This is a genomic window from Burkholderia sp. AU45274, from assembly GCF_030482505.1.
In the GTDB taxonomy this organism is placed as follows: Bacteria; Pseudomonadota; Gammaproteobacteria; order Burkholderiales; family Burkholderiaceae; genus Burkholderia.
On the sequence record NZ_JAUJQE010000007.1, the window covers coordinates 309,754 to 332,522 of the forward strand.

At 67.9% G+C, this 22,769-nt stretch carries 23 protein-coding genes; 8 read left to right on the forward strand and 15 right to left on the reverse strand.

Annotation, left to right across the window (positions count from 1 at the left end; genetic code table 11):
• Positions 1–44: 44 nt before the first annotated feature.
• From QZM35_RS25440 to QZM35_RS25450, 3 genes are all read right to left on the reverse strand, one after another.
• On the reverse strand, positions 45–473 hold the full coding sequence (locus tag QZM35_RS25440) for a PRC-barrel domain-containing protein (RefSeq protein ID WP_046548755.1): 429 nt from the start codon (positions 471–473) through the stop codon (positions 45–47).
• Positions 474–698: 225 nt separating this feature from the next.
• Positions 699–1,829, reverse strand: coding sequence for a 3-deoxy-7-phosphoheptulonate synthase (locus tag QZM35_RS25445; protein ID WP_301777025.1), 1,131 nt, complete (start codon positions 1,827–1,829; stop codon positions 699–701).
• Positions 1,830–2,022: 193 nt separating this feature from the next.
• Positions 2,023–3,339, reverse strand: coding sequence for a lipase family protein (locus QZM35_RS25450; RefSeq protein WP_089433502.1), 1,317 nt, complete (start codon positions 3,337–3,339; stop codon positions 2,023–2,025).
• Positions 3,340–3,742: 403 nt separating this feature from the next.
• Between QZM35_RS25450 and QZM35_RS25455 the strand changes: the two genes are divergently transcribed.
• The 3 genes from QZM35_RS25455 to QZM35_RS25465 are packed head-to-tail and all read left to right on the forward strand — an operon-like array spanning position 3,743 to position 6,014.
• On the forward strand, positions 3,743–4,297 hold the full coding sequence (locus QZM35_RS25455; protein WP_301777026.1) for a hypothetical protein: 555 nt from the start codon (positions 3,743–3,745) through the stop codon (positions 4,295–4,297).
• Complete coding sequence (locus tag QZM35_RS25460; RefSeq protein ID WP_301777027.1) at positions 4,297–4,749, forward strand: hypothetical protein; 453 nt, start codon at positions 4,297–4,299, stop codon at positions 4,747–4,749. The genes QZM35_RS25455 and QZM35_RS25460 overlap by 1 nt, the downstream gene beginning before the upstream one ends.
• The gene (locus tag QZM35_RS25465; protein ID WP_301777028.1) at positions 4,749–6,014 is read left to right on the forward strand and encodes a hypothetical protein; all 1,266 of its coding nucleotides are present in this window, start codon (positions 4,749–4,751) and stop codon (positions 6,012–6,014) included. Before QZM35_RS25460 ends, QZM35_RS25465 begins: the two co-directional genes overlap by 1 nt.
• A 90-nt stretch (positions 6,015–6,104) precedes the next feature.
• Here QZM35_RS25465 and QZM35_RS25470 read toward each other — a convergent pair whose 3' ends face one another.
• Positions 6,105–6,812, reverse strand: coding sequence for a YceH family protein (locus tag QZM35_RS25470; protein ID WP_089428793.1), 708 nt, complete (start codon positions 6,810–6,812; stop codon positions 6,105–6,107).
• 402 nt (positions 6,813–7,214) lie between these two features.
• Here QZM35_RS25470 and QZM35_RS25475 point away from each other — a divergent pair, with 402 nt between their 5' ends.
• Positions 7,215–7,979, forward strand: coding sequence for an SDR family oxidoreductase (locus tag QZM35_RS25475; RefSeq protein ID WP_301777029.1), 765 nt, complete (start codon positions 7,215–7,217; stop codon positions 7,977–7,979).
• A 20-nt stretch (positions 7,980–7,999) separates the two neighbouring features.
• Here the strand turns inward: QZM35_RS25475 and QZM35_RS25480 are convergent, their stop codons facing one another.
• Genes QZM35_RS25480 through QZM35_RS25490 form a run of 3 tightly spaced genes read right to left on the reverse strand, consistent with a single transcriptional unit; the run spans position 8,000 to position 10,433 of the window.
• Positions 8,000–8,707: an MOSC domain-containing protein gene (locus QZM35_RS25480; RefSeq protein ID WP_301777030.1), complete on the reverse strand. Its 708-nt coding sequence runs from the start codon at positions 8,705–8,707 to the stop codon at positions 8,000–8,002.
• A complete protein-coding gene (locus QZM35_RS25485; protein WP_089428790.1) occupies positions 8,704–9,600 on the reverse strand; it encodes a dihydrodipicolinate synthase family protein in 897 nt (298 codons plus the stop codon). Before QZM35_RS25485 ends, QZM35_RS25480 begins: the two co-directional genes overlap by 4 nt.
• A 50-nt stretch (positions 9,601–9,650) precedes the next feature.
• On the reverse strand, positions 9,651–10,433 hold the full coding sequence (locus tag QZM35_RS25490; protein WP_089428789.1) for an aldolase: 783 nt from the start codon (positions 10,431–10,433) through the stop codon (positions 9,651–9,653).
• Between the two features lie 135 nt (positions 10,434–10,568).
• Here QZM35_RS25490 and QZM35_RS25495 point away from each other — a divergent pair, with 135 nt between their 5' ends.
• Together QZM35_RS25495 and hutC are read left to right on the forward strand one after the other, a co-directional pair.
• On the forward strand, positions 10,569–11,111 hold the full coding sequence (locus QZM35_RS25495) for a helix-turn-helix domain-containing protein (RefSeq protein WP_039340426.1): 543 nt from the start codon (positions 10,569–10,571) through the stop codon (positions 11,109–11,111).
• A gap of 30 nt (positions 11,112–11,141) precedes the next feature.
• Positions 11,142–11,879 carry a histidine utilization repressor gene (gene hutC, locus QZM35_RS25500; protein ID WP_069252748.1) on the forward strand — a complete coding sequence of 246 codons (738 nt, stop codon included), beginning with the start codon at positions 11,142–11,144 and terminating at the stop codon, positions 11,877–11,879.
• A gap of 81 nt (positions 11,880–11,960) precedes the next feature.
• Here the strand turns inward: hutC and QZM35_RS25505 are convergent, their stop codons facing one another.
• Together QZM35_RS25505 and QZM35_RS25510 are read right to left on the reverse strand one after the other, a co-directional pair.
• Entirely contained in the window at positions 11,961–12,809 is an 849-nt protein-coding gene (locus QZM35_RS25505) for a phytanoyl-CoA dioxygenase family protein (protein WP_301777031.1), read from the reverse strand.
• A gap of 47 nt (positions 12,810–12,856) precedes the next feature.
• On the reverse strand, positions 12,857–13,660 hold the full coding sequence (locus QZM35_RS25510; RefSeq protein ID WP_089433508.1) for an ABC transporter substrate-binding protein: 804 nt from the start codon (positions 13,658–13,660) through the stop codon (positions 12,857–12,859).
• A gap of 501 nt (positions 13,661–14,161) precedes the next feature.
• On the opposite strand from QZM35_RS25510, the gene QZM35_RS25515 reads away from it, so the two are divergent.
• Entirely contained in the window at positions 14,162–15,022 is an 861-nt protein-coding gene (locus QZM35_RS25515; protein ID WP_046548765.1) for a LysR family transcriptional regulator, read from the forward strand.
• 98 nt (positions 15,023–15,120) lie between these two features.
• Here the strand turns inward: QZM35_RS25515 and QZM35_RS25520 are convergent, their stop codons facing one another.
• The 3 genes from QZM35_RS25520 to QZM35_RS25530 form a co-directional block, all read right to left on the reverse strand.
• The gene (locus QZM35_RS25520) at positions 15,121–15,594 is read right to left on the reverse strand and encodes a nuclear transport factor 2 family protein (protein WP_089428779.1); all 474 of its coding nucleotides are present in this window, start codon (positions 15,592–15,594) and stop codon (positions 15,121–15,123) included.
• A gap of 67 nt (positions 15,595–15,661) precedes the next feature.
• Positions 15,662–16,846 carry an amidohydrolase family protein gene (locus QZM35_RS25525; RefSeq protein WP_089429211.1) on the reverse strand — a complete coding sequence of 395 codons (1,185 nt, stop codon included), beginning with the start codon at positions 16,844–16,846 and terminating at the stop codon, positions 15,662–15,664.
• Positions 16,847–16,931: 85 nt separating this feature from the next.
• Positions 16,932–18,131, reverse strand: coding sequence for an amidohydrolase family protein (locus QZM35_RS25530; RefSeq protein WP_089428778.1), 1,200 nt, complete (start codon positions 18,129–18,131; stop codon positions 16,932–16,934).
• Between the two features lie 453 nt (positions 18,132–18,584).
• Here QZM35_RS25530 and QZM35_RS25535 point away from each other — a divergent pair, with 453 nt between their 5' ends.
• Positions 18,585–19,232: a glycine zipper 2TM domain-containing protein gene (locus QZM35_RS25535; RefSeq protein WP_089428777.1), complete on the forward strand. Its 648-nt coding sequence runs from the start codon at positions 18,585–18,587 to the stop codon at positions 19,230–19,232.
• Between the two features lie 227 nt (positions 19,233–19,459).
• On the opposite strand, the gene QZM35_RS25540 is transcribed toward QZM35_RS25535, so the two are convergent.
• The 3 genes from QZM35_RS25540 to QZM35_RS25550 all read right to left on the reverse strand — a co-directional run bounded on the left by QZM35_RS25540 (position 19,460) and on the right by QZM35_RS25550 (position 22,593).
• Complete coding sequence (locus QZM35_RS25540; protein ID WP_174973940.1) at positions 19,460–20,851, reverse strand: amino acid permease; 1,392 nt, start codon at positions 20,849–20,851, stop codon at positions 19,460–19,462.
• 106 nt (positions 20,852–20,957) lie between these two features.
• Positions 20,958–22,208, reverse strand: a complete 1,251-nt coding sequence (locus QZM35_RS25545) for an FAD-binding oxidoreductase (protein WP_174973938.1) — start codon at positions 22,206–22,208, stop codon at positions 20,958–20,960.
• 31 nt (positions 22,209–22,239) lie between these two features.
• Positions 22,240–22,593, reverse strand: a complete 354-nt coding sequence (locus tag QZM35_RS25550) for a RidA family protein (protein WP_301777032.1) — start codon at positions 22,591–22,593, stop codon at positions 22,240–22,242.
• Between the last annotated feature and the right edge of the window lie 176 nt (positions 22,594–22,769).

Here is a 22,769-nt window from a genome sequence, read left to right on the forward strand (position 1 = left end):
ATACCCGGCGCGTTGCGCGCCGGGTATTGCCAATCCGTGCTCGCTCAGTGCTTGTCGTCGAGCTTCTTCGGCTTCGGCGGCGACGGCACCTTCGCGTACTGGAACGCAGGCGTCGCCTTCAGCGCATCCTTCGTCGCGCCCGGCAGGTAGATGTTGCCGTTGCGCACGTCGAGCGATGCGATCGGCACCGCGACGTCATGCGCGGCCACGCCAAGGAAGCCGCCGGCCGACACGATCGCCGCCGATACCGAGCCGTCCGGCGCGACGATCAGGTCGCGCACGGTGCCGACCTTCTGGTTCTCGTCGTTGTAGACGGCCTTGCCGAGCACGCTCTTCTTCACGCTCCAGCCTTCGAGCAGCGCCTGCGATTGCTCGACGGTCACGCTGATCGGCTGCGCACCCGCGATCTGCGCATGTGCGCTGACGCTCGAGGCGAGGACGGTTGCTGCGATGAGGGTCTTGTAGAAAGCCATGCTGTTATGCACTCCGGTGAATTGTTGTCGGTGTCGGCGGCCGGCCAAGCCGCCTCCGTGCATGCGCCGCGTGAAACGAGAAGGCCTCTGTACGACGCATCACACCGGCCCATGTTAGCGCCACTCGCGAAACGCTGCATCGGACGTGATGGCGCAGCCGCTGTCAGGCGCCTCTTGCCATGGCGACATTACGGACACCGCAGCGAATCGCGTACATCGCCCTCGTCACGCGCTGCGCGCCTGCGCGCGCCGTTGCCGCACCGCCTCCGCCAGCACGTCGAGCACCGGCTCCGTCTGCGTCCAGCTCAGGCATGCATCCGTGATCGAGACGCCGTACTTCAGCGGCACACCCGGCTTCAGGTCCTGGCGCCCGGCCTCGAGATGGCTTTCGACCATCACGCCGACGATCCGCTGCTCGCCCTGCGACAGTTGCCGCGCGAGATCCTGCGCGACGTCGATCTGCCGGTCGTGCGACTTGTTCGAGTTCGCGTGCGAGCAGTCGACCATCACCTGCTCGCGCAGGCCCGCCTTGCGCAGCACCGCGCAGCTCGCCTCGACATGTTCGGCGTCGTAGTTCGGGCCGTTCTTGCCGCCGCGCAGGATCACGTGCGCGTCGTCGTTGCCGCGCGTCTCGAAGATCGCGGCCATCCCCATCTTCGTCATGCCCATGAACGCATGGCTCGCGGCCGCGGCGACGATCGCGTCGGACGCGACCTGCACGCCGCCGTCGGTGCCGTTCTTGAAGCCGATCGGGCAGCTCAGGCCCGACGCGAGCTGGCGATGGCTCTGGCTCTCGGTCGTGCGCGCGCCGATCGCGCCCCACGCGATCAGGTCGGCGATGTACTGCGGGCTCAGCAGGTCGAGGAATTCGGTCGATGCCGGCAGGCCGAGCGCGTTGATGTCGAGCAGCAGTTGCCGCGCGGCGCGCAGCCCTTCGTTGATGCGGAAGCTGCCGTCGAGGCGCGGATCGTTGATGTAGCCCTTCCAGCCGACCGTCGTGCGCGGCTTCTCGAAGTAGACGCGCATCGTGATCAGCAGGTCGTCCTTCAGCGCATCGGCGGCCGCCTTCAGGCGGCGCGCGTAATCGAGCGCCTGGTCGTGATCGTGGATCGAGCACGGGCCGACGACGAGCAGCAGCCGGTCGTCGCGGCCGTGCAGGATGTCGCCGATCGCGCGGCGCGTATCCTCGACGAGCGTCTGCGTGGCGGCCGGCACCGGCAGTTCGTCCAGCAGCAGCGCCGGCGAAATCAGCGGGCGCACGGCGCCGATGCGGACGTCGTCGATGCGCGTGGTGTCCTGCGTCGCGTCGGCGCTGCCTACCTCGCGATCGTGGGAAGGATTGTCGAGGTTCTGCATGGTGATTCTCCGGGGGACGTCTGGAATGATGGGCAGGCTCGATTATGGCACCCGGGCGGGACGGTGGCGGGTTGCGGCGGGGGGACCGACGCGGCGGCCTTGCCGCAGCGCGACGCAGATCAAAAGGCAAAAAGAAAAAGGCGACCCGCGAAGGGTCGCCCGGCCATGCACCGCATCGCACGCGGCGTTGCGGCTAGTGCAGCGTCTCGGGCGCCAGCGAATTGCTCGGCAGCAGCGACGTCAGCCAGCAATTGCTCGGCGCGGCCCTCCCGTTGAAACGGTCGTAGAGCCACGGCAGCATGCCGGCCACCCACGGCACGATCGCGCCCGCATGTTCGAGCGGATACTCGTTGTACGTGACCGGCGTGCCGCTGGCGCAGAACTTCTGCGCCAGCGCGCGCACGTCGTACGCCATCATCACGCCGTCGCCCACCTGGCTGCTGAAGGTGCCATCGAGCGCGCCCGCCGTGCCCTGGCCGATGAACATCGGGATCGTCGGCGATGCGGCCAGCCCCGCATTCACCTTGTTCGCATACGTCACGTACACGGGAATGCTGTTGATGTCGTTCGCGTATTGCGGCTTGAACAGCGTGCCCCAGCGCAGCCCCGTGTACTTCGGCAGGATGTAGGCGAGCGACTGGCTCTGGATGTCCTTGAACACGGCGACGCCGGTATCGCTGAGATAGGGCGTCAGGTCGAAGCCGTAGCCGCGCGACAGCCCGGCCAGCGCGGCCGCGGCCACCCCGCCCCACACGATGCTGCCGTCGACGTAGCGCAGGTTGTGCGCGGGATCGACCAGCACGCCGCCTTCCGCCGCGCCGACGAGCTGCCTGTTGATCTCGGGCGCATAGCTCGGCGCGAGCTGCGCGGCCCAGTTCGTCGCGATCGCGCCGCCGGAATAGCCGATCATCGCGACCTTGCTCGACGGATTCAGGCCCGTGGACGGCGTATTGAGCGCCGCGCGGATCGAATCGAGCGTCGTCATCCCGTATTCGGGGCCGGCGGCGAAGTCGGCCGTCTGGCCTTCCGTATCGGGCACGATGACGTTGTAGCCGAGCAGCAGCAGCGTCGACAGCGGGATCGATTCCGCGCTGTAGAGCAGCGTGCCGACGTTGATGATCTTGGTCACGTCACGGTCGCCGGCGATCACCTGCGACGGCTCGTCGTACGGGTTCAGCGAATCGTAGGCCGACTGGTACGAGATGGCCTGGCCGTTGCTGACCGGGCTCCGGATCACGGACGTCACGTTGACGACCGGCTGGTTCAGCGCGTTATGGGTGCGATACAGCAACTGCTGCGCGGTCAGCGCGGTGGGGATGCCGGCCACGTGGTAGGTGACGTTGCGCGTCTTGAGCACCGTGCCCGGTGGAATCGATGCCAACGGCGTGGTGCCGGTGTACGTGTAGAACGGGTCGGATACGGCTGGCGCGGCGGCGCTGGCTGCCGGCGCGTTGATGGCCAACGCGGCGGACATCGCTGCCGCGGCCATCATGAAACGTCTGGAGGACATGGTTGGGGCCCCTGGGATAACCTGCTTTCATCGAAGGAAGTTCGCGGTGTTGCAGACCATCGCGTGTGCCGCTTCAAAACCGTTTCCGAGCCATCGACTGTCTCCTGTGAATGAGTAATCCGGCCTGTTCTGAACCTGTAATTTTAGTAGGACTACAAACCGGATGAATTGAAGCACAACGAGCGCGCGCTCGATGGGCGTTTTCGATTGTTTGAAGGTAAACGTCTAAATCGGTCGTCGCGCGATGCAGGGTCGCTCCGGTCATTCGGCCGACTGTCCGCGTGTTGTCGAAGTGCCGTACGATCACGGCTGTCCGGTACCGAAGGCCGCGTCGTGCGATGCCGGCCGCGCCGCATACTGACTGCCTGTAACCGATCGCTCCCTGCCCAACCGATACGCCACGATGACCGTCTCCGAACTGCTCCGCGCCATCCGCCAACCGTATGCCGACCTGCTCGCGAAAGCGGCGGCGCAACCGGCCGTGATCGTCGAACCGGCCTACCGGCGGGCCGACGGCACGCTCGCCACCGAAGGGCCGCTCGCGTTGCCGTGCCGGGCCGACCTCATCGCGACCGAAGGCAAATCGGCGGGCCAGCCGGCGATGGTCGATTCCGCCACGCAGCTGGCGTTCGAGCCGTTGGAATTCGACCTCGAAACAGCGGCCGTGTCGATCCGCCCGTTCGTGTGGGACTGGGCCGCGATCGAGGCCGATGGTCTCGACGAAAGCGCGGCCGTCGAGGCGTTCAAGGCGTGGTTCTTCGCGTGGTTCGACGTCGACGACGAGAACACGCCGGCCGAAGACGGCCTGCACGGCATCGCTCACTACCTGTCGGAACCGGTTCGCACGGAACACGGGTGGCGCGTCAACGCGGATCTCGGCTCCGCGCCCGAGACGGCCGTCGAGGATCTGCTGTTCCGGCTCGTCGATGCAGGCGCGACGCGGATCGTGCTCGGTTGATGCCGCACTTCATTCTTCACCGGCCCATCATGAAAAAAATCCTTGCCGCCCTGCTGCTCTGCGCGTCGCTGCCCGCGTTCGCCAAGGTCTCCACCGAGGTGTACTGCTTCAAGTCGGACGGCGACAAGCCCGTGCGCTTCGAGATGCGCACCTACTACGACGACGCCGTCGGCTGGTCAGGCGGCATGGTTCGCTATGCGAAAGCGAAAACGGCGCTGCCGCTGGTGGTCGAGCACGTGGACGAGGAAGTGCTCGCCGAGGGCCGCCCGCACCAGTTCACGACAACCTGGGTCGAGATGGTCGACGGCAGGATCAACGGGCGCTACGAGATGATGTCGCAGGGCGCGATGATCTATTCGATGACCTATACCAGCGCGCGCACCGGCAAGCAGACCGCGTTCGGCAGGGTACTGGACGTCGACGCGTCCGAACAAACCGGGTGCCGCTGGTGATGCGCCCGCTGATCCGGATCGTGCTGGTGATGATCGCGCTGCGCGCGGGAGCGGCCGACGCCGCGCCGCGGGTCGTCTATCGCGGCTTGCTGCAAGGCGCCGGCGAGATCGTGATGGAACTTGACCGCCGCCCGGCGGGGAACGGCACGATCTCGGGTCGCTATTTCTATACGCAGTACGGCATCGACATTCCGCTGCACGGCGACCCTGCGCAGCTCGTCGAGCCGCTCGAGCGCACCGCGTTGCCGGACGACGTGCGCGACATGACGGGATACAGCGACGGCGCCGACTTCGACCATCCAGCGGCAACCTGGCGCGGCACGCAGGACAAGAATGGCTATCGCGGCCAATGGACCGACGCACGCACCGGCAAGACGCGCAGCTTCACGCTGCGACGCATCGCTGAATACGATCCCGATGCGGTCGCGCCCGGCTCCGTCGAAGCCATCACCGACCGCATCGCCGGCGGCGTCGGCAGCGGTATCGCCAACGGCGTGGCCATCGACATGCGGCAGGCGCCTTATGCGACGCTGAAGCTTGCCGGGCACGCGCAGCCCGCAGGCCCCGAGATCGGCGACGGCACCGTCGCGTACCGGATGTGGCGCGACCCGCGCACGGAGCTCATGTATCCGCGTCTGAGCCGTCATCCCGATCCCGCGGTCATGGCACGGGTCAACCGCCTGCTCGAGCAGCAGCACTGGCAGATGAATCTCGCCGCGCTCGCATGTGCTTCGACTCGCTATACCGAAGACGGGCCGGCCGCCGGTTTGCTCGGCGGCTTCGACGACGAACAGGTGAAGGTCACGTGGCTGTCACCTGCGGCACTCGGCATCGTGGAATCGGGCAGTACGTTCTGCGGCGGCGCCCATCCGAACAATCACTACCATCCGGTCACGTTCGACCTGCTGCGCGGCGCGTATCTCGACTGGAATCGCGTGATCGACGCGACTACGGCGGGCAAGGACGGCGATCCGGGAACAAGCCCCGCGCTGGTGAGCTTCATTACGCGGTTGCGTGACAAGGCGACACACGGTCGGCAAGTAACGGACGGCGAAGGCGAGTGGCTGTCGTGCGCCGACGTGTTCCCCGAGTATCTGGCGTTCGAACTCGATGCGCCCGGCAAGCTGTCGTTCGTCGTATCCGGAATCGGTCACGCGGCGGGCGCCTGTCTCGGGCCGCAACTCGATGTGCCGTTTGCCGCGCTGGCACCGATCCTGAAACCGGGCGGTTCGCGCTATCTCGTATCGGGCGTCAAGCTGAAGTAACGCGGCGATGCGGGTAGTCCCCGCATCGCGCCCCGACCCGGCCGTGCCGCGACGTGGCCATCCCGTGGCGGGCCACCGCCGCCATCTACATCAGCCCGCGTCGCCTTGCGCGTCGACGTCGATGCCCAACTCGCCGGCCATCCGCAGAACCAGCGCATTCAACCGCGCCACTTCATCCGCGAGGCGCTTCTGTTCGGCCTTCAGCGCTTCGAATTCGGAAGGCGGCACGGAATCCGCGCCGCCGGCCTCCGCGCTCGCGAAATCGGCCAGATTCACTTCGCCGCACATCAGGTGCATCCAGCGGTTCTCGCGCGCGCCCGGTGCACGCGGCAGCCGGACGACGAGCGGCTGCGCACGCGCCGCGAGTTCGTCGAGAAACGCCTCGACCGACGAGATGTCCGCGAAACCGTGCAGGCGCGCGCTGTTCAGGCGCAGTTCGGCGGCCGTCTGCGGGCCGCGCAGCAGCAGGATCGTCAGCAGCGCGATCGCCTGGCTCGGAATGCCGAGCACGCGGTTCATGTTGTGCTCGAAACGCGGCACGCGACTGCTGCTGCCTTCCATCACGATGCTCAGGTGCTTCAGCCCGTCGAGCGCGGTCGTGACCTCATCCTCGCTGACGTTCATCACCGGCGAGCGCGCGGTTTTCTGGTTGCAGCCCGCGGTCAGCGCATTCAGCGACAGCGGATAGGTGTCCGGCACCGTGTGCTGTTTCTCGACGAGCACACCGAGAATGCGGGCCTCGAGGGGCGTGAGTTCGCGAAGGGCGCGTGGCGTGGGCGTATCCGGCGTGGTGTTCATGAGTGGGTCGCAGCGTGCAGCAGGTGAAGGGAAACGGTCGCGGCCCGTCCGGCATCGCGCACGGGCGAGCCATATGATAGCTCGCGTCGCGTGGCCCGGCGCCGCGCGGCGTGCCGGCGCGCGCACTTGCCGCAGCAGGCTTTCGTCCAACGTATCGGCGAGCCCGCGCCGCGCGGCGTCGGATACGCGCAGCCCCGCGGATTCCGCGTCCGCACGCACGGCGGCGTTTGCACGCCCCGCATGCGAGCGCTACGATATGCGTCACCCCGACGTCTGCGGCGCCGCGCGACCGCCATCGCACGCAATACCACGCATCGTCCGTCCCGCACGCCATGCCGCCACGCATGCGCACCGCGCGTCGACGCCGCTCATCCCGTTCACCCCTTCGACCCGTTCACCACCATGACCGCATCCTCTTCCGCCCCGCACGTGCGCGCCATCGTCACCGGACACACTCGCGGCCTCGGCGCGTCGCTCGCCGAGCAACTGCTGCTGGAAAGCGTCGCCGTGCTCGGCGTGTCGCGCAGCCGCCATCCGTCGCTCGCGTCGCAAGCCGGCGACCGTTTCGCCGAAATCGAACTCGACCTGTCGGACACGGCGGCCGTCGCGGCCTGGCTGGCCGGCGACACGCTGCGCCGCTTCGTCGACGGCGCGTCGATCGTGCTGCTGTTCAACAACGCCGGCATCGTCGACCCGATCGGCCCGCTCGCCGCGCAAGACCCGGCGATCGTCGCGCGCGCGGTCGGCGTGAACGTCGCGGCGCCGCTGATGCTGTCGGCCGCGCTCACGCAAGCGGTATCGGCCACGACCGAATGTCGGGTCCTGCACGTGTCGAGCGGGGCGGCACGCAACGCGTACGCGGGCTGGAGCGTCTACTGTGCGACCAAGGCGGCACTCGATCACCATGCGCGCGCAGTCGCACTCGACGCGAACCGCGCGCTGCGGATCTGCAGCGTCGCGCCGGGCGTCGTCGATACGGGCATGCAGGCGACGATCCGCTCGACCAGCGAAGACAACTTCCCGATGCGCGAGAAATTCGACCAGCTGAAGTCGAGCGGCGCGCTCGCGACGCCCGAGGCGGCCGCGCGACAGCTGATCGGCTATGCGCTGAGCGACGCGTTCGGCTCGGTGCCCACCGCCGACGTGCGGGAACTGCCGAGCCACTGAGGCGCGCGGCGCGCGGCGCATCATCGTCCTTCGAGCCGCTTCGTCCAGTCTTCGACCTGCCGCTCCGTCCGGCGCCTTTCGAGCATCGTGCGCCAGCCGGGCGGCAATATCGGCACGGCGCACAGCGCATCGAGCGCGGCCATGTCGAGCGTGCGCCGGTACAGCACGTCGAGCACCGCCGCCAGCGGCCATTGCGGGTAGCGGCGCTCGTGCAGCGTCAGCACGTCACCCAACTCCACCGAGCCTTCCTGCAGCACGCGGTAGTACCAGCCGGTCCGGCCGCTTTGCTGCACGAGCGCGGCCATCCGCGGATGATCGAAGCGCGCGTTCAGCTTCCAGCACGGCTGCCGCGACTGCGACACCTGAAGCACGGCACCGCCTAGCGTGAACACATCGCCGAGGCATACGCCGTGCTCGGTCACGCCGAGCGTCGACAGGTTCTCGCCGAACGCGCCCGGTTGCGCCAGCACGTCGCGCGCGCCGATCTGCGCCGACCACCACGCATAGTGATCGTACGCATAGTGGTGCACCGCCTTGTCAGGTCCACCGTGATGCCGCGCATCGGCTTGCTCGTCGCCGGCGAAGCCGAGCGTGCCCAGCCACAGACGCGCGTCGACCGGCTGCTTGTCGATCGCGCTGGCGTGCGGCGTGCCGGCCAGCGGCCGGCGCTTGCCGACCCGCACCGCGTCGATGGCGGCGGAGATCAGCGGCCGTGCCGTATCGCTCACGTCGTCACACCGTCGGGCAGCGCCGCGAGCAGGCGTTCGAGTTCGCGCGTGCGCGCGTCGCCGAGCGGCATCAGCGGCTTTCTCGGTTCGCCGGCATCGAAGCCGCGCAGGCGCAACCCGGCCTTCACGGTCACCGGCAATCCGCCGTTGACGATGAACTGCAGCAGCGGCAGCTGCGCATGAAAGACCGTCCTCGCACGCGCCAGGTCGCCCGCCTGCATCGCGTCGAACAGCGCCAGCGGCAACGCCGCATTCAGGTTCGGCGCGGCCGTGCACCATCCGGCTGCACCCGCCGCGAGCGCGGCGAGCGCCATCGGATTGCTGCCGTTGTAGAACGGAATCGCGCCGTCGCTCAGCTGCGCGAGCCGGTGCATCCGCCCGATGTCGCCGGTGCTCTCCTTCACCATCGTCACGTTGTCGACGGTCCTGCAGATCGTCGCGATCAGGTCGGGCGACATGTCGACGCCGCTCGTCGCGGGGTTGTTGTACAGCATGATCGGGATGCCGATGGCAGCGCCGATCGCGCGATAGTGCGCGACGATCTCGTCGTTGGCGAGCTTCCAGTACGACACCGGCAGCACCATCACCGCATCGGCGCCGGCCTGTTCCGCGAAGCGCGCGCGGCGCACCGCGCCCGCCGTGGTGAGATCGGAAATGCCGACGACGGTCGGCACGCGCCGCTTCACCGCACGAATCGACGCGGTGGCGACGGCCTCCCATTCGGCGTCGGCCAAGTACGCGCTTTCGCCGGTACTGCCCAACGGGGCGATCGCGTGGACGCCGTCGGCAATCAGCCGCTCGATCAGCACTTCGAGTGCTTTCAGGTCGACGCCGCCGTCAGCGGAGAACGGCGTAACCGGGTAGGCAATGATGCCTTTCAGCAGAATGGACACGATAGGTATTCCTCAATGATGATCTGAGACGAGAACGACGAATCGCCCGCTCATGCGACACAGTCCTGATGCGTCCGCAATGCCCGGCGTGCGTAGTAGTCGAACGTCACCGCATCGCGCTTCGGCTTCGAAATCCAGTCGTGCGCTTCGCGCGCCAGCGCCGGCGGCACCGGCTTGATTTCACCGGCCGCCATCGCGAGCAGCTGCAGCTTCGCGGCCCGCTCGATCAGCAGCGCGAGCATGCACGCTTCCTCGATCGTCTTGCCGACCACGAGCTGGCCGTGGTGCGACAGCAGGATCGCGCGCTTGCTGCCGAGCGCCTTCGAGATGATCTCGCCCTCCTCGTTGCCGACCGGCACGCCGGGCCAGTCCTTCAGGAACGCGCAATCGTCGTACAGCGGGCAGGTGTCCATGTGCGATACGACGAGCGGCTGTTCGAGCATCGACAGCGCCGCGACATGCGCCGGATGCGTATGGATGATGCAGTTCACGTCCGGGCGCTCGCGGTAGATCCACGTATGGAACCGGTTGGCCGGATTCGGGATACCCTCGCCGTCGACGACGTCGAGATCCTCGTTGACCCGCAACAGGTTCGCCGCCGAGATCTCGTCGAAACCGAGCCCGAGCCGCTGCGTGTAGTACGTGCCGGCGTCGCCCGCGCGGCAGGTGATCTGCCCGGCCAGGCCCGAATCGTGACCGGCGTCGAACAGGATCCGGCACGTGAGCGCGAGCTTCTGCCGCGCGGACCAGCCGCTGTCGCCCACCGCGTTGTCCAGACGCCGCTCCGCCAGCGCGACCAGCGCCTCCTTCGTCAGATTCAGTGTTTCCGCCATGTTCACCTCCTGAATGGATCGGGTCGGGTCGCGCCGTCCGCGGCCGCTTTCCCGGCAAAACATGACACACAATACACCACAGGACACTTTGTGTCATGCGTTACAATCGGTTTTTCGAAGGACACCTGGCGCCCCATGACGATTCGCCTGAAGCTGCTCAGAAAACAGAAGGGCTGGACGCTCGACGTGCTGGCCGACGAGACGGGCCTCACCAAGAGCTACCTGTCGAAAGTCGAGCGCGGCCTGAGCGTGCCGTCGATCGCGGTCGCGCTGAAGCTGTCGAAGGCACTGAACGTCGACGTCGAGCAGTTGTTCTCGGAAAGCCACAACCGCGAGCTGATCACGGTCACGCGCGCCGGCGAGCGCACGGCGATGGGCGCTGCAGCCGACAGCCAGGCCCACCGCTTCGAAAGCATCGCGGCCGGCGTCGCGCCGAAGAAGATGCTGCCGTTCGTCGTGCATCCGCCGCACGAATTCGTCGCGTCGACGTTCCGCGAGCACGAAGGCGAGGAATTCCTGTTCGTGCACAAGGGTCGCGTCGAAATCGAATTTCCGAACGAGACAGTGCAACTCAAGGCCGGCGATTCAGTCTATTTCAACGCACTCATCCCGCACCGCACGCGCAGCCTCGGCACCGCGCAGGCGGAGATCCTGGTCATCGTCAGTCACGACGACTAGCATCGTCACCTTTTCGCGCAAGGATCCCCGATGGTCACGAAGGCCACCGCACCGTTCCAGCAGATCAAGACGCTCGTTCGCCAGAACGTCGAAGCGGGCGACTGGCGCCCGGGGGACCGCATCCCGTCCGAGCTCGATCTCGCCGCCCAGTTCGGCGTCGCACGCATGACGGTCAACCGCGCGCTGCGCGAGCTGACCGAGGAAGGCGTGCTGAAGCGCATCGCGGGCGTCGGCACGTTCGTCGCCGAAGTGAAGCCGCAGTCGAACCTGCTGATGATCGCGCACATCCGCGACGAAATCCGCGCGCGTGGGCACGAATATCGCTGCCGCGTGCTGAGCCAGTCGAGCGAGCCCGCGTCGTTCGATGTCGCGGCTGCATTCGGCCTGCCGGTCAACACGCCGGTGTTTCATGTGGTGTGCGTGCACGAGGAAAACGGCCGCCCGATCCAGCTCGAGGATCGCTACGTGAACCCGGCCGCCGCGCCCGGCTTCATCGACCAGGATTTCCAGGTCGAGCCGCCGTCCGAGTACCTGTTCAACAACGTGTCGCACGACGAACTGGAGATCGAGCACGTGGTCGATGCGTCGCTGCCGACCGGCGAACAGGCGCGGCTGCTCGACATGCGCGCCGACGAGCCGTGCCTCACGCTCACGCGCCGCACCTGGACGAACGGGCAGCCCGTCACGTTCGTGCACTTCCTGCACCCGGGCAACCGCTACCGGCTCGGCTCGCGCTTCAAGCCGGGCGCCGGACGCCACCCGACCTGATCCTGCTCCCACAGTAAAAAGCGCGCGGCGGCCGTTTCATCAGAAAGCGGCCGCCGCGTCCGTCACGCACACCCGCCCGCGTCAGATCGCGCGGGCCTGCCCCGCGTCACGCGACCACACGACAGGAAACAGCGGGTGATCGAGCGGCGCGCCGTCGGCCAATTGCTCGGGGAGCCCCGGGAAATCGGGCGACGTCTTCCAGCGGCGCGGCGCGTGACGGATATCGTCGCCGACGAAGCGGATCGAGAACGCACGCCGACGGTTCTGCGTCCCCCCCGACGCGTGCAGCGTGAGCATCCGGAAACACACCATGTCGCCGGGCTCGAGCGCCCAGTGGCGGATCGGAAACGCCGCGCGGTCGCCTTCGATGTCGGGCAGGTCAGCCAGGCTCCCTTCCGGGAACCACTTCGCTTCCTTGTCCATGAACGTGCGCGGCATCAGCCACGGCCCGAGATGCGAGCCCGCGACGAATTCGAGCGTCGATTCGAGCGGCACCGGATCGACCGGAATCCACATGCTGACGTTGTCGTCGCCTTCGATGTTGTAGTACGGCTGGTCCTGGTGCCACGGCGTGCGCTGCCGCGTGCCGGGCTCCTTCACGAGCAGGTGGTCGTGATGCAGTCGCACGTGCTCGGTGCCCATCAGCGCGGCGGCGACTGACGGCGCCGGCGAGCGCACGATGAAGTCGCGATACGCGTCGTTGTGCTGCCAGTTGCAGAAATCCTCGAAGAACCAGCCCGGATCGTCGGGCCGGCTCGCGACTTTCGCGCGCTCGCTCGGGTGCGCGAGATTCGTGTCGATGCCGGCGCGCAGTGCGGCGACTTCGTCGGGCGAGAAGATGCCCTTGATGCAGACCGCGCCTTCCTCGCGGAACGCGGCGATCAGTTCGGGCGTCACGGCTTGCGCGACGCGGTCCTGGATACTCGTCATGGTGTGCCTGTCGATGGAGTGAATCACGGAATCACGCAATCACTGATTCACGGTGCGGAAGTCAGTTGCTGCTTCGCGCCGTAGATGTCGAAGTCGAAATATTTCGCGGCGATCTTCTGGTACGTGCCGTTCGCGCGGATCGCGACGATCGCGTCGTTCAGCCGCTTCTTCATCGCTTCATCGCCCTTGCGCACGCCCATTGCGACGCCGTAGCCGGTGATCCGCACGTCGGTCACGTCGGGGCCCGCGAACGCATAGCCCTTGCCGCGCGGCGTTTTCAGGAACGAGTAGCCGGCCTGCGTCTTGTCCTGGAAAGTCGCGTCGAGGCGGCCGTTGACGAGATCTTGGTACACCTGGTCCTGGTTCTGGTACGAGACGATCGTCACGCCCTTGGTCGCCCATTCGGCCTTCGCGTACGCCTCCTGCGTCGTGCCCTGGTCGATCCCGACGCGCTTGCCCGCGAGCGACGCGGCGGTCGGCAGCAGCGTCGAGCCGACCGGCGCGACGAGCGCACCCGGCGACGCGTACAGCTTGTTCGAGAAGTCGATCTGCTTGAGCCGCTCGTCGGTGGCCGTCATCGCGGACATGATCACGTCGAACTTGCGCGCGCGCAGCGCCGGAATCATCCCGTCGAAACCCTGCTCGACCCACACGCACTTCGCATGCAGTTGCTCGCAGATCGCATTGCGCAGGTCGATGTCGAAGCCGGCGAGCGAGCCGTCGGGCTGCTTCGCCTCGAACGGCGGATACGTGGGGTCGATGCCCCAGCGGATCGTCGACGTGTCCTGGGCGAACGACGCGAGCGGTGCGAACGCGAGCGCGGTAACGAGAAGCTTTGCAGTGCGGTTCATGGTGCGTCCTTGTAGGTCTCGACGCGGCGGGCGAACGCCGGCGTCCGGTGGGGAGCGGTGCGCGAAAGGCAGGGACTTCGATGAAACTGCGTTGCAGTCTAGACCGCTCAATTTTTGAGTGCAAGCGGGGGAAACGGGAATAGAGAGGCGGTGAAGGCGGGGGCGAACCTGAAGGCTAGTGCAGTGGCTGGTCTACGGATAAAAGAGTGGTTTTTGCGTGTTTACCCTGCGCGATGCACATCCGACGCACAGCGTATTTCCCCGGATATTCGCGAGCGGCGACGTCTACACAGGCGATTGACGCAGCACTTTCCAAGCGCGGTTCAGACCGCTCGAGCAAAGCGCCCTATACCGCCACTGGAGTAAGCGCCAGACGCCTCAATAGCCCCCGCGACGCCGCGCCGGGTCCGGCGAAACCGCGATTGCCCACTCCGTCCGGCCATGTTAAAAGTCGTCGCACGCATTTGGAAATGAAATGTTCGAATCCGCAGAAGTGCATAAATGAATAGACCCCTGTTCGACCTCGACCTGCTGCGCGCGCTCGTGATGGTCGCCGACTGCGGCAGCTTCACGACGGCGTCCGCGCGTCTGCATTCGACGCAGTCGACGGTCAGCCAGAAGGTGCGCCGCCTCGAGGAAATCGCCGGGCATCGCCTGCTCGACCGCGGCACGCGCGACGTGCGGCCGACCGACGCGGGCGTGACGGTGCTCAGCTATGCGCGGCGCATGATCGCGCTGAACGACGAGATGCTGGAAGCGCTGTCGGGCGCCACGGTCGCGCTGACGATCCGGCTCGGCGTGCCCGACGATTTCGCGGCGGGCCGCACGACGCACGCGCTCGCGGCGTTCAAGCGCGCGCATCCGCAAGTGAAGCTCGAAGTGATGTGCGGGCTGAGCCGCGACATCAGCGCCGCGTACGACCGCGGCGAGCTCGACCTCGTGCTGATCAAGCAGCGTCGCGACAGCCGCGAGGCCGTGGTGCGCTGGCCCGAGAAGCTGCGCTGGATCGACAGCGCAAAGCATCCGTCGATCGACCTCGACCCGGTGCCGATCGTCGTGTTCCCGCCGCGCGGGCTCTATCGCGACGACATGATCAAGGCGATCGAGGAACGCGGCCGCCGCTGGCGGATCAGCTTCACGACGTCGAGCCTGAGCGGCATCCAGGCCGCCGTCGCGGACGGGCTCGGCATCAGCGTGCTGCCCGCGCGCGTGGTGACGGACGAGCACGTCGTGCTGACCGCGAAGCAGGGCTTCGCGCCGATCGAGCACATGGACATCGCGATCCTGCACCGGCCGACGGCCGACCCGATGGTCAGCGAACTGACGAAGGCGCTCGCGACGATGCTGGAATTGGAGGAGTAGCAAGCAGGCCGGATGCGGCGGCAACGTGAAGGACGCCGCGGCACTGCCGATACGACGAGATCGCGGGCGCGTCGACATGCCCGAGCGCCCGGCCCTCGTCAGAACATCGTGTTCCCGTTCGCGGCCTGCTCGGGCACGGGTTGATTGACGTCCCAGTGCTCGACGATCTTGCCGTTCTCGAGCTTGAAGATGTCCATGATCGCGCTGCCGCGCGTGCCGGGTTCGCGCACCGCATGCACGTGCAGGATCACGTAGTCGCCGTCGACGAACGAACGCTTGATCTCGCTGTGCGACTGCGGATATTTGTCGCGCAGGAACGCGACGAACTTGCGGAAGCCGTCGCGGCCGTCGGCCGCGTTCGGGTTGTGCTGCACGTAGCGATCGCCGACGTACGCGAGCGCGGCGTCGGCGTCCTTCTCGTTCAGGCCTTTTTCGTAGAACGCGAGCACCGTCCGCCGGTTGGCTTCCTGCTGTGCGTCCGTTGGGCCGGCCGCCACCGCGTGCGCGGCGCTCACGGCGAACAGGGCCGCCGCCATCCATCGTGCGGCCCGTGCCGCTGTCGTGCGTCGCATCGTCGTCTCCCGGGCAATCCCGCTGAAAACCCGATCATAGCGGGGCGACGCTGCGCTCACGCTTCACTCAGACCAGCGCGCCGTCGCGCGCGACGATCTTCCCCGACGACACGACGAGCCGCCGCACCGGTCGCGCAACGACAGCCTCGGCGAACGTCAGCGCGTCGACGAGCACGACGTCCGCGCGACTGCCCGGCTGCAGCCCGTAACCGTCGAAGCCGCAACCGCGCGCCGCGCCGTGCGTCACGCAGTCGAGCGCGACTTCGAGCGCATCGTCGCGACGGAAATCGTTGCGCATGCCGATCAGCATCGCGCGTTCGAGCATGTCGGGCGACCCATACGGCGTCCACGTATCGCGCACGCCGTCGTTGCCGCCGATGACCGTCACGCCCGCTGCACGGCACGCGGCTACCGGCGGCACAGGCACCGCCGCGGGCGCGGTCGTGACGAGCCCGACGCCGAGTTCGGCCATCCGCGCGAGCAGCGCATCGCGCTCACGTTCGGCGATATCGCCGAGACAGAACCCGTGGCTGATCGTCACCTTGCCCTGCATGCCGTGCGTAGCCGTGCGCTGCAGGATCAGGTCGAGCGAATACGCGCCCATCGATCCGCGCTCGTGCAGATGAAGGTCGAGCCCGCGGCCGTGGCGCTCGGCGATTGCGAACAGCACGTCCACCGCTTCGACCGGATCGCCTTCGATCGCGCACGGATCGAGCCCGCCGAGCAGATCGGCGCCGGCGGCCAGCGCTTCGGACAGCAGCACATCGGTGCCCGGCCGCTTGAGCACGCCCGATTGCGGAAACGCGACGATCTGGATCTCGACCTGCCCGCGCAGCGTCTCGCGGGTCGCGAGCACACCGTGCAGATGCCGCAGCCCGGCTTCGGTATCGATGTCGACGTGCGTGCGGATGCGCGTCGTGCCGGCCGCGAGAAACGCGCGCGCCAGCGCGAGCGACGCGGCGCCGGCGTCATGGCCGCTCGTCGCGCGATAGTGGCGCTCGTTCTCGATGCGGTCGACGAGGCGCGGCCCGACCTGGTTGCGATACCACGGCATCCCCCAGTGCGTCTTGTCGAGGTGCGTGTGGCCTTCGACGAGGCCGGGCAGCGCGAGCGCGCCTGCGCCGTCCTCGATCGCGCAGCCGGCGGGCGCGTCGAGCGACGGGCCGACACGCACGATGCGATCGCCTTCGATCAGGATGTCGAGCGCGGCGTCGGCGTTCGGGCGGACGTTGCGGATCAGCAGGTTCGTCATGTCGGTTCCGGTAAGGTCGGTCAGTGCAGTCAGTGCGGTCAGCGTGAAGCGGGCACGGCGCATGCCGTGCCGCCGGTCAGGTCGGTCAGCGCGTGAAGCGCAGCGCGGGAGCGAACGGCGCGCCGGTGTCGCTTTCACCGCGACGGAACACCCAGCGCTCGGCCGGCACGCCCGCGACGGCCGCCGCCGCATTCGGCGCACGCACCGCGACGAACGTCGCATCGCAGCCGACTGCAATTCCGTAGTTATCCTTGCCGATCACGCGAGCGCCGGCGTGCGTCGCCATGTCGAGCGCGATGCCGAGCGCTTCGTCGGTGTAGAAGCCCGACCGATAGCCGACCATCATCGCGCGCTGCAGCATGTCGCCGTTGCCGTACGGCCACCAGGCGTCGCGGATGTTGTCGTTGCCCGCGAACACGAGCACGCCCGCGTCGCGCAGCGCCTGCACCGGCGGAAACGCGCAGTCGCCCGGCGCATTCGTCAGGATCGACACGCCGGCGTCGGCCAGTGCCGCCGCCGTGCGCTGCACGTCGTCATCGCTCACCTGGCCGAGCGCGTACGCATGGCTCACGTTCACGCGGCCACCGAGCCCCGCCGCGCGCGTGCGCGCCGCGATCCGCAGCAGCTGCGCGATGCCCGTTTCACCAGGCTCGTGCAGGTGGATGTCGATCTTCGCGCCGCGCTTCTCGGCGATGCCGAACACGATGTCGAGCTGGCCGTCCGCATCGCCGTCGAGCGTCGTCGGGTCGATCCCGCCGACCACGTCCGCACCTTCGCGCACGGCCGCGTCGAGGATCTCGGCGGTGCCGGGGCACGTGACGACGCCGGCCTGCGGAAACGCGACCAGTTCGATATCGACGATCCCGCGCCATTGCTCGCGCGCGGCCATCACGGCCTGCAGGTTCGACAGGCCGGTGGTTGCATCGACGTCGACGTGGCTGCGCATCGCGACCGTGCCGAATGCGGCGGCCTGCGCGATCAGCGCATTCGCGCGTTCGACGATCGGCGGCGCGGCCGCGAGCTGGCGCTTCTCGACCGCGAGCCGCTCGCGCAGCGTGCCGACCGGTTCGTGCGGCACCCAGCGATCGCCGACGAAGCTCTTGTCGAGGTGGATGTGACCGTCGACGAAGCCGGGCAGCACGACGCGGCCGTCGAGGTCGATCGTTTCCGCGCCGGGCGCGGCGGCGCAATCGGCGCCGATCGCGGTAAAGCGGCCGTCACGGACGACGAGATGGATGGGCTGGCCGCCGGCGTCGACGGCGTTGATGAAGATACGATCGGTCATGGCTCGGAATGTGGGGCGGTCGCGGCACGTCGCCGGCGCGGACAGGGGAAGGCACCGCAGCCGGCACGGCGCGACCGTTGGCAGGGAATCCGGCCACGATATCGGACGCCGTCGCCCGAGGCCAATTAAATGTCGCGATGCCGCGCATTCGATTTCGCGATGCGCGGCGCGCGCGGCCGCCGGGCCTGGCACGGCGATGGGGCGGGATCGCGGGGAAAGCGACGGAAAAACCGAAGGCCGCGCAGCGTCGGCATCACCGGAATGCGGCCGTCTCGCGCCCTTGCCGGGACTCGCTTCAACGCCCCGCCCGCTCGACGATTTACGCGGCAACAGACTTTACACGTTGTTACCCGGCCGCACCGGACGCGCCTCCGGCCATTCCTTATACTCACGCCGAGTTCGCCACCCGTTCCGGTATTCGTCGGCGAACCCGTTGCCGATGCAGGAAACATCATGATGCGCATGCCTTCCACGAAGACCGTTCTGTTCGCCTCGCTCGTCGCCGTCGCGGCGCTTCCGCTGACCGCCTGCGTCGCGCCGGGTTACTACGGCGCGCAGCCGGGGTATCCGCAGCAGCAGCAATACGCGACGCCCGGCTACGCGCAGCCCGCGTATTCGCAACCGGGTTACGTGCAGCAGCAACAGCCGTATCCGAACCAGGCGCCGCAACCGTACGACCAGTACGGCAACCCGCAGCAATACGGATCGCAGCCGTATGACCAGTACGGCAATCAGCAGCAGTACGGCAACGGCTACGGCACGCAATACGGCACGGTCTCGAACATCCAGCCGGTCAACGGCTCGGTCGGCCCGTCGGGCGTCGCCGGCACCGTCGTCGGTGCACTGGTCGGCGGCCTGGTCGGCAACCAGTTCGGCCGCGGTCACGGCCGCGATGCCGCCACCGTGATCGGTGCACTCGGCGGTGCGGTGGCCGGCAACCAGATCGGCCAGCAGATGGGCGCCGCGCAAGGCCCGAGCAGCTACCGGATCGACGTGCAGGTCAGCGACGGAACGATGCGCTCGTTCGACGTGCAGTCGCCGGGCAACCTGCGTCCGGGCGATCGCGTGCAGATCAATGGCAATCAATTGTCGCGTTATTGATTCCGATGTGGTGCGCCTGACCTGATCGGGCGCCTCGTCGCGCGTTTGGCGTCGGGCACCGGTTCGGCGCGACGGCGCGCCTGTTTCACCTCACCCTCATTCTTCGTGCCCGCGCGGCGCGCATGACGCGCCGCCGACACTGCCGCGGCGCCTTCGCACCCGTCTCCAACGCGCGCCATCGCACGGCCACTCTCCCGCACCAACAGCCACGACTCAGCGCATCGCCATCAAACGCGCTCGACGCCAAGCCCGACGCGCGTCGACCGCGCAGCCGCCTGCAGGTGCCGCGAACGCCGGTAGAGGATCGCCATCAGCGCCATCACCGCCGCGCCGGCATACAGCGACCCGCGCGTCGACGGATCGACGCCGAGCATCACGAACACGAACGCGACGAACACGAGGCAGATCCACGACGTGACCGACGCGTACGGCATGCGGAACGCCACCGTCTCGCCGCGCGCGGCCAGCGCGCGCCGGAACCGCATGTGGGTCAGCACGATCATCGCCCAGATCACGGCCACGTCGAACGACAGGAACGACATCAGCCAGCCGAACACGCGTGCCGGGATCACGTAGTTCAGCACCACGCCGACCGACATGAACAGCACGGTCGCCCGCACCGCGCGCGACGGCGACCCGCTTGCGCTCAGCGCCGCGAACGACGCGGGCGCGAGGCCGTTGCCGGCCATGCTCGACAGCATGCGCGCGCCGCTGAACACGATGCAGTTGAAGCTCGACAACGCGGCCGTCACGACCACGAAGTTGACGATGCCGGCCGCCTGTCGCAGCCCGAGCGATTCGAACGTGGTCACGAACGGGCTGCCATGCTCGCCGAGCTCGTGCCACGGATACAGCGCCATGATGATGAACAGCGCGCCGACGTAGAAGATCAGGATGCGCCACAGCACCGAGTTGATCGCACGCGGAATCATCTTCTGCGGCTCGCGCGCCTCGCCGGCGGTGAGGCCGATCATCTCGACGCCCGCGAACGAATACGCGACGATCGGCAGCGCGCTCACGACCCCGAGCACGCCATGCGGAAACACGCCGCCGTGGCGCCACAGGTTCGACAGGCCGACGGGCTCGCCGCCATGGCCGATCCCGGTGAACACGATCAGCGCGCCGCCCGCGATCATCAGCACGATCGTCACGACCTTCACGATCGCGAACCAGAACTCCAGTTCGCCGTACACCTTCACGTTGAGCAGGTTGAACGCCGAGATCGCGGCGATCGCCGACACGACCCACAACCACTGCGGCACGTCCGGAAACCAGAAGCCCATGTAGATGCCGATGGCGGTCGTCTCCGCGACACCGACGCCGACCATCAGCAGCCAGTAGCTCCAGCCGACCACGTAGCCGGCGAACGGCCCGACGTATTCGAACGCATACGCACCGAACGAGCCGGACACCGGCCGGTGCACGGCCATCTCGCCGAGCGCGCGCATGATCAGGAAAATCATCGCGCCGCCGATCAGGTAGGCGACGAGCGCGCCGGGCCCGGCCGCCTTGATCGCGGACGCCGAGCCGAGGAACAGGCCGACGCCGATGGCCATGCCGAGGGCCATGAACGAAATCTGGCGCGCGCCGAGTTCGCGCCGCATCGTGTGCTGTTGCATGTTGTCTCCAGTCGTTGATCGTCGCGGCGAGCCGGGTCGGCCGGCCGCTGGATGGAGCGGCCGGCGTCGTGTGCCGGCCGCCCTGCTGCAGCGCACGGTCGCCGGTTCAGCGGCCGTGCAGAAAGCGTTCGACGCGAAACGGCGTCGGGTCGACGAACGGCTGCGTGCCGGTCATCAGGTCGGCGACCAGCCGGCCGGTCACGGGGCCGAGCGTGAAGCCGTGATGCGCATGCCCGAACGCGAACCACAGATCGCGGTGGCGCGGCGCCGCACCGATCACGGGCAGCATGTCGGGCGTGCACGGCCGGCGGCCGAGCCACGGCGCGCCGTCGACGCGCGCGCCGAGCGGAAACAGCTCGCGCGCGACCGGTTCGACGGCGGCGAGCTGGACGGGCGTCGGCGGCGTATCGCAAAGCCCGAGCTCGACGCCGGTCGTCAGGCGGATGCCGCGCGTCATCGGCGTGATCAGGAAGCCGCTGTCGGCATCGAGCACGGGCCCGTTCAGCCGCGCGCCCGGCTGCGCCGCGTAGTGCATGTGATAGCCGCGCTTGACCGCGAGCGGCAGCGTGTAGCCAAGCCGTTCGCACAGCAGGTCCGACCACGGCCCGAGCGCGACGACTGCCGCGCGCGCATCGACCGGGCCTTGCGCGGTGTCGACGCGCCAGCCGTTCGCGGCCGACAGCGTCAGCGCGTCGCCGGTGAGGATGCGACCGCCGAGCTGCTCGAAGTGGCGCGCATACGCGCTCACGAGTGCATTCGGATCGCTGATCGAATCGGAGCCCGTGTAGCGCAGCGCGCCCACCAACGCGCGGCTCAGGTTCGGCTCGGCGACGCGCAGCGCGGCCGCATCGAGCGCGTCGAAGGTCACGCCGTATTCGGCGCGCCAGCGCTCGGCGGCGCGCGTTTCCGTATCGCGCGTCGCGGCCGTGCGGAACACCTTCAGCCAGCCGCCTTCGCGCAGCAATGCGCCGGCGCCGGACGCTTCGATCAGCGCACGATGCTCGGTCACGCAATGTTCGATCAGCGGCGCATACGCGCGCGCGATCTCCGCATGGCGCGCCGGATGCGAGTTGCGCCAGTAGCGGTACAGGAACGGAATCAGTTTCGGCAGCGCGCCGACGTGATAGCGGACGTCGGGCGAGCGGTTGCACGCGTATTTCAGCAGCGTGCCGAAGCCGCGCGGAAACGCATACGGATACACGCCTTCGCGCTGGATCAGCCCGGCATTGCCGAGCGATGTCTCGTTGCCGGGCGCCTTGCGGTCGACGAGCGCGACCGACAGGCCGCGTTGTTGCAGATGCACGGCAACGGACACGCCGATCATGCCGCCGCCCAGGACGAGCGTGTCGAATGTCATCGGGAGTTCCTCGGGGCGGGCGGTGCCGGCGTCAGGCGAGCGCGGTCACGGCGATCTCGACGTCGAGACCGGGTTTCATCAGCAACGCCTGCACGCAGGCGCGGGTCGGCGCGTGGCCGGCCGGCACCCAGGCGTCCCACACCGCATTGAATGCGTCGAAGTGCGCGGCATCGCTGAGCCATATGTTGGCCGTCAGCATGCGCGTCTTGTCGACGCCGGCCGAGGCGAGCAACGCATCGATGCGCGTGAGGATTTCGGTCGCCTGCACGGCGATCGGCGCGCCGGCCGTATCGGGCACCTGGCCGGCCAGGTGGACGAAGCCGTTCGCGATCACGACCTGGCTCATGCGTGCGCTCGTCTGCAGACGTTGGATTTCACTGGACATGATGGTTTGCACCTTCGCAAGGCCGGCCGCGACCGGCCGGGAAAATAAATGGCTGGGAAAGCCGCTGCCGTGTGCGGAATCGTCGGGCAACCGCCGCACGGGCGAGCTGTGCCGATACGCACACGTGTCGTTCACGCCGGCCGCACCAGTCCCGCGAGTTTCGCGCCGTCCGATGC

Excerpts from the sequence above, each read along its gene's own strand:
- QZM35_RS25490 (WP_089428789.1), bottom strand. The coding sequence starts at position 10,433 with ATGGCGGAAACACTGAATCTGACGAAGGAGGCGCTGGTCGCGCTGGCG.
- QZM35_RS25530 (WP_089428778.1), bottom strand. The coding sequence starts at position 18,131 with ATGACCGATCGTATCTTCATCAACGCCGTCGACGCCGGCGGCCAGCCC.
- QZM35_RS25525 (WP_089429211.1), bottom strand. The coding sequence starts at position 16,846 with ATGACGAACCTGCTGATCCGCAACGTCCGCCCGAACGCCGACGCCGCG.
- QZM35_RS25550 (WP_301777032.1), bottom strand. The coding sequence starts at position 22,593 with ATGTCCAGTGAAATCCAACGTCTGCAGACGAGCGCACGCATGAGCCAG.
- QZM35_RS25465 (WP_301777028.1), top strand. The coding sequence starts at position 4,749 with ATGCGCCCGCTGATCCGGATCGTGCTGGTGATGATCGCGCTGCGCGCG.
- QZM35_RS25515 (WP_046548765.1), top strand. The coding sequence starts at position 14,162 with ATGAATAGACCCCTGTTCGACCTCGACCTGCTGCGCGCGCTCGTGATG.
- QZM35_RS25455 (WP_301777026.1), top strand. The coding sequence starts at position 3,743 with ATGACCGTCTCCGAACTGCTCCGCGCCATCCGCCAACCGTATGCCGAC.
- QZM35_RS25520 (WP_089428779.1), bottom strand. The coding sequence starts at position 15,594 with ATGCGACGCACGACAGCGGCACGGGCCGCACGATGGATGGCGGCGGCC.
- QZM35_RS25440 (WP_046548755.1), bottom strand. The coding sequence starts at position 473 with ATGGCTTTCTACAAGACCCTCATCGCAGCAACCGTCCTCGCCTCGAGC.
- QZM35_RS25445 (WP_301777025.1), bottom strand. The coding sequence starts at position 1,829 with ATGCAGAACCTCGACAATCCTTCCCACGATCGCGAGGTAGGCAGCGCC.
- hutC (WP_069252748.1), top strand. The coding sequence starts at position 11,142 with ATGGTCACGAAGGCCACCGCACCGTTCCAGCAGATCAAGACGCTCGTT.
- QZM35_RS25540 (WP_174973940.1), bottom strand. The coding sequence starts at position 20,851 with ATGCAACAGCACACGATGCGGCGCGAACTCGGCGCGCGCCAGATTTCG.
- QZM35_RS25475 (WP_301777029.1), top strand. The coding sequence starts at position 7,215 with ATGACCGCATCCTCTTCCGCCCCGCACGTGCGCGCCATCGTCACCGGA.
- QZM35_RS25450 (WP_089433502.1), bottom strand. The coding sequence starts at position 3,339 with ATGTCCTCCAGACGTTTCATGATGGCCGCGGCAGCGATGTCCGCCGCG.
- QZM35_RS25505 (WP_301777031.1), bottom strand. The coding sequence starts at position 12,809 with ATGACGAGTATCCAGGACCGCGTCGCGCAAGCCGTGACGCCCGAACTG.
- QZM35_RS25535 (WP_089428777.1), top strand. The coding sequence starts at position 18,585 with ATGATGCGCATGCCTTCCACGAAGACCGTTCTGTTCGCCTCGCTCGTC.
- QZM35_RS25495 (WP_039340426.1), top strand. The coding sequence starts at position 10,569 with ATGACGATTCGCCTGAAGCTGCTCAGAAAACAGAAGGGCTGGACGCTC.
- QZM35_RS25460 (WP_301777027.1), top strand. The coding sequence starts at position 4,297 with ATGCCGCACTTCATTCTTCACCGGCCCATCATGAAAAAAATCCTTGCC.
- QZM35_RS25470 (WP_089428793.1), bottom strand. The coding sequence starts at position 6,812 with ATGAACACCACGCCGGATACGCCCACGCCACGCGCCCTTCGCGAACTC.
- QZM35_RS25510 (WP_089433508.1), bottom strand. The coding sequence starts at position 13,660 with ATGAACCGCACTGCAAAGCTTCTCGTTACCGCGCTCGCGTTCGCACCG.
- QZM35_RS25545 (WP_174973938.1), bottom strand. The coding sequence starts at position 22,208 with ATGACATTCGACACGCTCGTCCTGGGCGGCGGCATGATCGGCGTGTCC.